This is a genomic window from Eubacterium sp. (assembly GCF_057858645.1).
This window is the reverse complement of the sequence record NZ_DBLZZO010000004.1, coordinates 131,323-139,135: the sequence shown is the minus strand read 5'-3', so window position 1 is coordinate 139,135 and position 7,813 is coordinate 131,323. Positions and strand designations below refer to the sequence as shown.

General features: G+C 34.2%; 6 protein-coding genes and 1 pseudogene. All 7 read right to left on the bottom strand.

Features of this window, described 5'->3' with window-relative positions; all coding sequences use genetic code 11:
* Nucleotides 1-193: 193 nt before the first annotated feature.
* The 7 genes and pseudogenes from ACZM4J_RS02695 to ACZM4J_RS02665 all read right to left on the bottom strand — a co-directional run bounded on the left by ACZM4J_RS02695 (nt 194) and on the right by ACZM4J_RS02665 (nt 7,738).
* Nucleotides 194-907 (bottom strand): double zinc ribbon domain-containing protein, encoded by a 714-nt coding sequence (locus ACZM4J_RS02695; RefSeq protein WP_489485563.1) that lies wholly within the window; start codon nt 905-907, stop codon nt 194-196.
* A gap of 11 nt (nt 908-918) precedes the next feature.
* Nucleotides 919-3,189, bottom strand: a complete 2,271-nt coding sequence (gene recD2, locus ACZM4J_RS02690; RefSeq protein WP_428244889.1) for an SF1B family DNA helicase RecD2 — start codon at nt 3,187-3,189, stop codon at nt 919-921.
* A gap of 68 nt (nt 3,190-3,257) precedes the next feature.
* On the bottom strand, nt 3,258-4,259 hold the full coding sequence (locus tag ACZM4J_RS02685) for a rod shape-determining protein (protein ID WP_117998536.1): 1,002 nt from the start codon (nt 4,257-4,259) through the stop codon (nt 3,258-3,260).
* Between the two features lie 502 nt (nt 4,260-4,761).
* Entirely contained in the window at nt 4,762-5,043 is a 282-nt protein-coding gene (spoIIID, locus tag ACZM4J_RS02680) for a sporulation transcriptional regulator SpoIIID (protein ID WP_022165499.1), read from the bottom strand.
* Nucleotides 5,044-5,120: 77 nt separating this feature from the next.
* Nucleotides 5,121-5,363, bottom strand: a pseudogene (locus ACZM4J_RS02675) (ATP-binding cassette domain-containing protein); the annotation flags it as partial.
* A complete protein-coding gene (locus ACZM4J_RS02670) occupies nt 5,362-7,203 on the bottom strand; it encodes an aminopeptidase P family protein (RefSeq protein WP_489485561.1) in 1,842 nt (613 codons plus the stop codon). The gene ACZM4J_RS02670 and the pseudogene ACZM4J_RS02675, both read right to left, overlap by 2 nt.
* Nucleotides 7,190-7,738 (bottom strand): inorganic diphosphatase, encoded by a 549-nt coding sequence (locus tag ACZM4J_RS02665; protein ID WP_022165501.1) that lies wholly within the window; start codon nt 7,736-7,738, stop codon nt 7,190-7,192. Before ACZM4J_RS02665 ends, ACZM4J_RS02670 begins: the two co-directional genes overlap by 14 nt.
* Nucleotides 7,739-7,813 lie beyond the last annotated feature (75 nt).

The window sequence follows — 7,813 nt, the reverse complement described above, 5'->3', positions numbered from 1 at the left end:
TTGCAAAAAAAAAAGACCCCCTCTTCTCTTGCTACATAAATATATCATATCATTTTATTTACGTCAATAAGTTTTTACTTACATTTAGAGAAATTAGTTTTCAGCAAATAATTATATACTTATATTCTGCTTACTTACATTCAGAGCATCTTTTTTAGTTTATATTTTTCCTTTGTTTTTTATCTTCTATTAATTATTTGTCAATGCCTGTTGCTATGCACATAAAATAAACATCTTTTACGCTGGCACTTTTTAGAAGTCTGCTACATGCGTCCATTGTGCTGCCTGTTGTGTATATGTCATCTACAAGCAAAACTGATTTCACCCCTTTTAATGTTTCAGGTTTAATTGCAAATGCATTCTTAAGGTTACTGCTTCTTTGACTTCTACTTAATCCTTTCTGAGGTTTCGTATCACTTACTCGTATTAGTGATGTCTTGTCTAAACTTATATTAGAGTAGTGACTTAGGTATTTTGCAAACTCCTCTGCCTGATTGTATCCTCTCTGTTGCACTTTACCCTTGTACATTGGAATTGGCATAATTCTGTCTATTTTCCATTGTTTTAGTTTGCTTCTATACTTTCTGTTTCCTACATAAGCAAAGAAATCCCCATAACACCTTTTGTTATCGTATTTAAATCTGTATAAAGTTAATTTCATTTCTTCTACATATTGAAACACGCAGACGCCTTTGTTAAATTCATGCTTAGTTTTTGCACAGTCCTGACAATACAATGCATTATTACTTGTTAGCTGCTTACCGCACATTTGACAGGCTGGCGTTTTTACTATTTTAATTTTATCCCTACATTCTTTGCATATTCTTTGATTCATTCCTATAACCTGATTGCATATAGGACAAACATTTGGATAAAAAATTTTCTGTATTATTTTTCTATATTCCATGTTCCCCTTATTTATTGTTCTTCATTATAATAATTAACAAGCTGCCATTTCAGTCCCGAGTATCTTCTATGCTGATCCTCATTTGCAATCATTGCCGAAAATGTTTCTTTTCGACCAACAATACAAACACATTTTTTTGCTCTTGTAACACCTGTATATAGAAGATTTCTTGTCATAAGCATTGAGACACCTGAAACTAAAGGCATAATAACTGCAGGATACTCGCTACCCTGTGACTTATGAATAGTTATTGCGTACGCAAGTTCTAACTCCTCAGCCTGTTTAGAATCATATATAACGTATCTGTCATCATCAAAAACAACTTCCATAGTGTTAGTTGTATTATTAATAGTAGTAATTATTCCCATGTCGCCATTGAAAATTCCGGTTCCACTATCATATATTCTTCCGCCCTCACTTCGCTGCTCCCATTCAAGCTGATAATTATTTTTTATCTGCATTACCTTGTCGCCTTCTCTAAAAATAACGCCTGCGATTTCTCTTTCACGTTTATTTTCATCCTGAGGATTAATGTATTTCTGCAGTTGTTCATTTAAAGAATTAACTCCTAAAATTCCACCACGCATAGGTGTTAAAACCTGTATATCCATTGGTTTTGCTTCTACATATTGAGGCAATTTAGACATCATAAGACCAATTGTAGCATTTAATGCCATCTGTGCATTTTCTCTTTCTATATATAAGAAGTCGCCCATGCTGTTATCCAGTGCCACCTGTTCGCCTTTATTAATCTTGTGGGCATTAGTTACAATCCCACTTTCCCCTGCCTGTCTGAAAACTTTTGTAAGTCTTACAACGCTAAATTGTTCCGACTCTATTATATCCCTTAAAACGTTACCCGGTCCAACGCTTGCAAGCTGATTAATATCACCAACAAAAACAACTCTTGTTCCTATTGTTATGGCCTTCAGCAACGCATGCACAAGAAAAGTGTCTACCATAGACATTTCATCAACTATGATTACGTCTGTTTCCAAAGGATTTTGTTCGTTTCTGCCAAATTTTGCATCAATTTCATCTCTGCCGGTTTCCTCTGATGCTCCACCTGAAATTTCCAATAATCTGTGTATTGTCTTAGCTTCATGACCTGTTGCCTCATTCATTCGTTTTGCTGCTCTTCCTGTTGGTGCCGCAAGACTAACTTCCAACCCATCAGCTTCAAACATTTGTATAATGGCATTTATTGTAGTGGTTTTACCTGTACCAGGTCCACCTGTAATAATTGTAATACCATTGTTTTGTGTTTCTATTACAGCTTTTCTTTGCAAATCATCTAATTCTACTCCTGAAAGTTTTTCAATTGTATCTAACTTAACGCCCATTATATAATCATCTTCCGGTGTAGAAATATTTAATTCCAACAACATTCTGGCAATATTTAATTCTGTGTAATAGTATGTAGATAGAAATACTGCATCTTTTTCTTCAATATTTTTTAGTATTAATTTTTTCTCTAAAACCAACTCCGTAAAACAATTATCCAGTAAATCCATATTATAAGTTCCGTCTGCATTAAGATACTGATCCCTTAAGCCTAACAGATTAATTGTTTTCTCAACTAATTTTTCTTTTGGTAAATACGTATGTCCTGATAACGATGCATCCGACAGGGCATAGCACATGCCACTTTTAATACGAATAGAAGCATTCACTTCCACACCTGCACGACGTGCAATTTCATCTGCCGTTTTAAAACCAATGCCTGATAGGTCATCTGCCAACTTATAAGGATTAGTTTTTATAATGTCATAAACTTTCTGACCATACATTGTATAAATCTTATTACTTAATGTAGGACTGATTCCATATCCCTGAAGAAAAATCATAACATCACGCATGTCTTTTTTCTCTTCAACCTGCTCACAAATGTCCATTGCTTTTCTTATGGTAATGCCTCTTATCTCTGCAAGTCTTTCAGGTTCTTCTTCTACTATTCTAAGAGTATCCTCGCCAAATTTATCAACTATACGATTAGCAAGCACTGCACCCAAACCTTTAATTGCACCTGAACCAAGATATTTTTTCAACGACAATTCATCTGTTGCAGGAATTACTTTATAAGAAGTTACTTTAATCTGTTCTCCATAAATATCGTGAAAAACTTCTTCTCCCTCTATTTCTAAATATTCACCTTCTGAAATATATCCAAAATTACCAGTGCATTTTATTTCTTTTTTTCCATAAGATAAAGTTAAAACCGTATAACCATTCTCTTCATTTCTAAAAGTTATGCTTTCTACATATCCACTTAATGATTTCATATTGTTCCTTTTATCAAAACAAGGCTGCCCCTATGTTTCTTTGGACAGCCTTTATGTTTAATTTTATTTTACTTTATTTTTTCTGCATCTTCTTCGTCAATATATTCTAAATACTGACCTGTACCTATGGCTACAGCAGTCATTGGATCTTCCGCTGTCATAGTATTAATACCAGTCTTTGCTTCAATCAACTGATCCAAGCCATGTAATAAACAGCCACCACCTGTTAAAACAATCCCTCTTACAGCAATATCTGCTGCAAGTTCCGGAGGTGTCTGTTCAAGCACACGATGCACAGCATCTACAATACTTGTTGTTACATCGCTAAGAGCTTCTTCTGTTTCCTCTGATGTAACTTCTATTGTTTTTGGAAGTCCTGTAACAAGATTTCGTCCACGCACTTCCATCTTCTTATTTTCTGATTTGTTATAGCATGTACCAATTCCAATTTTTATTTCTTCAGCAGTTCTGTCACCGATTAAAAGATTATGTTTCTTTCTCATGTATCTTACAATTGCCTCGTCAAAGTCGTCACCGGCAACTTTAACTGATGTACTTACAACTGTACCGCCTAAAGAAATAACAGCAATATCTGTTGTGCCTCCACCAATGTCCACAATCATGTTTCCGCATGGCTTCTTTATTTCAATACCAGCTCCAATTGCTGCTGCTAAAGGTTCTTCTACAACGAAAACTTCTCTTGCTCCAGCCTGAAAAGCCGCATCCTGAACTGCCTTTGTTTCAACTTCTGTTGCACCACTTGGAATACAAACACAAATACGTGGTTTTCTGTATGAACGCTTTCCAACTGATTTCTGTATGAAATATCTAATCATTTGTTCAGTAACTGAATAGTCAGAAATTACACCCTGCTTAAGAGGTCTTACTGCAACAATATTGTCAGGTGTACGTCCAATCATTAATCTTGCTTCTTCACCAACAGCCTTAATCTTTTCTGTATCGCGATCTATAGCCACAACTGATGGTTCTTTTAAAACCACACCTTTTCCTTTAATGTAAACAAGTATACTTGCTGTTCCTAAATCTATTCCTATATCTGTATTAAACATTTAGTTCTCCTTTGGTCATTCATTTTTCCATATATAAAATATACTTCTATATTTTAGAATATCCACACTAAAGTAAAGTATAACAACTTTTTTTTATAATGTATATGTTTTATTTCCAATTTTAACGGAAAAATCTACACAGTTTTTCACCAGCATTTTCCGATTTTTTATTATTTTTTATTATTTTCGCCGATTTTCGAGTTTTTTTACATTTTGTTCATATTTTATTCACATTCGTCCCTTACTATAACAGAGTACTACCTAGAGTGGTGCACATAGTTTGTATACGTCATACCCTATAATGACGTATTTTAAGTTTTTCATACTCAACCTAGCGGGTGAGATTCCCGCTAGGTCCCCCGTAAACAACAGCCATATGCCTAGCATATGGCTTTAATATATTCAACACGTTAACCAAGCACATAAAAAGAAAAACACAGCAAAAAAGATGCTCCCATACTTTTTGCTGTGTTTTTCTTTTTATGTATCCTGGGAACCCAAATTAGCGAGAAGCAGCAGATTTATCTTTTAAACTTCTCTCACGCTTATATTTCTCTCTTGTTGCAATCCCACCACGTATATGTCTTTCGCATTTATTTTTCTCTAAAATTTTTCTTACTTTAGCTGCTAAAGCAGGATCTATTTCTACTAACCGTTCTGATACATCTTTATGCACTGTAGACTTGCTAACTCCAAACTTCTTTGCTGTTTGCCTTACTGTGGCTTTTGCCAAAACCAGATATTCTCCTGCAGCCACAGCTCTCTTTGCAATATAATCATTCATGGGGCTTCTCCCATATATTCGTTTGTTCTATATTATGATTATTAATTGCAAAATATAACTAAACCGTTTATTTATTCCTACGGAAGCTTGTAGACCTCATCTGACCGCTCAGATACTTCTTTGGAATGTGTAACTAGAATTATGCATTTATTCTCTTTATGTGCCAATTCCTTAAAGATTTCTATAATCTCTGCCTGAGTTTCCTTGTCTAAATTTCCGGTTGGTTCATCAGCTAAAATAATTTCCGGTCCATAAGACAATGTTCTCGCAATGGCAACCCTTTGCTGCTGTCCTCCCGACAATTTTAAAATTCTTCGTTTAATGTTTCTCGTTCAATGTTTCAAGCCATTTATTTTCTTCCCCTGTCAGGTAAGGTTGCAAAGCATCTGTTATTCTTCTGTTATACTCAAAAATAAGTTCCTTTTCTTTTTCTGTGAGCATTGTTTCATCTATTAGTTCTATATCATAAGGAACTAAAGTTAATGTTTCAAAGCATAAAAATTCTCCAAACTCATTGTTTTCTTTTTCTTTACAAAGAATCAGATTTTCTATTCTTATGCCAAATTCATTTTCAAGATAAATTCCAGGTTCGTTACTTGTAATCATTCCAGCTTTCATTTCAGGATTTAGTTGTGGATTATTAAGTATTCTATATCTTATTCCGTTTGGTGGTTCGTGTACACTTAACAAATAGCCTACACCATGACCTGTTCCATGATTATAGTCAAGCCCTAAGTCCCAAAGTGGTTTTCTTGCAAGAATATCAAGAGTTACTCCTGAACTGCCTTTTTTAAATACAGCATCTCCCAGTGCCAAATGGCCTTTCAAAACCGCTGTGTACATTCTTTTCATTTTGTCACTAACTTCACCAAGACTAATTGTTCTTGTTATATCAGTTGTGCCTTCTAAATAATGTCCACCAGAATCAATTAAAACAAGTCCTTTGTCTGTAATGGTATAATTTGTTTCTTCTGTTGCACTGTAATGAACAATAGCTCCATGGTCGTTGTAACCTACGATGGGTTCAAAACTTGGTTCCACATAACTTTCTGCTTTTGTTCTAAAATATTCCAGCTTTTCGCCCAACATTACCTCATCCATAGGCTCTTTTCCTACATTGTGTTTTAACCAGTATATAAATTTTGTCATTGCAATTCCATCAAGCAAATGTGCTTTTCGAGTATTTTTGATTTCAGTAGAATTTTTTATTGCCTTCATTGTTAGTGCCGGTGACATTCTGTTGTATATCCTATTATTATTTTTCAGAGTCTCAATTATTCTGTAATTAGCTGATGACTTATCAAGCCAGACTTTTTTATCTTTTAACTGTTTTAAATCATTATAAATTTCAAAATAATCTTTTATATTAACTTTATTCTCTTTAAGGTATGACTCTGTTCCCGCTGTCAAACTTTGTTTCTGTATATATAAAGTTACATTATCACCTGTTATAGTTAGAAAGCTTAAAAATACAGGGGTACATTTTACATCATTTCCTCTCAAATTAAGTATCCAAGCAATATTTTCCAAACATGTATCAACTAAAATATCGCAATCATTGGCTACTATTTCTTTTTGTATCTTTTTTATTTTTTCCTTTAGCGATTCTCCTGCATATTGTTCCTGTAAAATCCAAACAGACTCATGAGATATTTCAGGTCTGTCTTTCCATATATCTCCAATTAAATCCAAATCACAAACTACATTAATATTCGGTAGTTTTTCAATGTGTTCTGCAAGGTCAGATGGTATTGTTCTGCCGTCAAATCCAACTGTCGTCCCCCAGTTTTCTTTATTTTTTTCTCTGGATAATTGATTGCAACTTTCTTTATTTTTTTCTATTGTTTCTCTATTATATTCTTCAATAAACTGTACAGCTGTAGGTACTCCATTTTCTCCCTGCTTCATAAGTTTATAGCTGTCATTTAGCTGACTTTCAGCCTGAACAAAATATCTTCCGTCTGTCCATAAATACGCCTTGTTCTTAGTTATTACTGCCGTACCTGCTGACCCTGTAAAGCCGCTTATAAATTCTCTTGTTTTAAAATAGTCTCCTATATACTCCGAACCATGAAAATCACAAGTAGGCACAACATAGATATCTATGTCATGCCTACTCATTTCACTTCTCAGGTCGGAAAGTCTTTTATTTATTGTCATGACTTTCTCCTTCAAATTCTTCGTTATATAAGTCGATACATTTGCAAATAATCTTTGCCGCATCAATTGGGCCACCAAATTCATCAACTTTTGTTTTCTTACCTTCTAATGACTTGTAGATGTTAAAGAAGTTTCTAATTTCATCAAAAATATGTGATGGTAACTGTTTAATGTCAGTATAACAATTGTAAGTTGGATCTCCATATGGGATAGCAATAATCTTGTCGTCCATGTCATCACCATCAATCATGTACATTACTCCAATTGGATAACATCTTACAAGTGACATTGGTTCAATAGGTTCCGAACAAAGTACCAATACGTCAAGGGGATCACCATCTTCATCTAATGTTCTTGGAATAAAACCATAATTCGCAGGGTAATGAACTGATGAATAAAGTATTCTGTCAAGAATCAGAAGTCCTGTTTCCTTATCTAATTCATATTTTTTCTTGCTTCCTTTTGTAATCTCAATAGTAGCAATAAAATCCGAAGGTGCAATACGTTCCGGATTAATGTCGTGCATAATGTTCATATCTTCCTCCTTCTGCAATAGCTAAACATGTATTCTTGCTGTTTGCAACTCTTTATAACATTATTAATAATGATT

What these genes read in the sequence shown, in the direction of transcription:
- recD2 (WP_428244889.1), bottom strand. Translation starts at nt 3,189, where the DNA reads ATGAAATCATTAAGTGGATATGTAGAAAGCATAACTTTTAGAAATGAA.
- ACZM4J_RS02665 (WP_022165501.1), bottom strand. Translation starts at nt 7,738, where the DNA reads ATGAACATTATGCACGACATTAATCCGGAACGTATTGCACCTTCGGAT.
- spoIIID (WP_022165499.1), bottom strand. Translation starts at nt 5,043, where the DNA reads ATGAATGATTATATTGCAAAGAGAGCTGTGGCTGCAGGAGAATATCTG.
- ACZM4J_RS02670 (WP_489485561.1), bottom strand. Translation starts at nt 7,203, where the DNA reads ATGACAATAAATAAAAGACTTTCCGACCTGAGAAGTGAAATGAGTAGG.
- ACZM4J_RS02685 (WP_117998536.1), bottom strand. Translation starts at nt 4,259, where the DNA reads ATGTTTAATACAGATATAGGAATAGATTTAGGAACAGCAAGTATACTT.
- ACZM4J_RS02695 (WP_489485563.1), bottom strand. Translation starts at nt 907, where the DNA reads ATGGAATATAGAAAAATAATACAGAAAATTTTTTATCCAAATGTTTGT.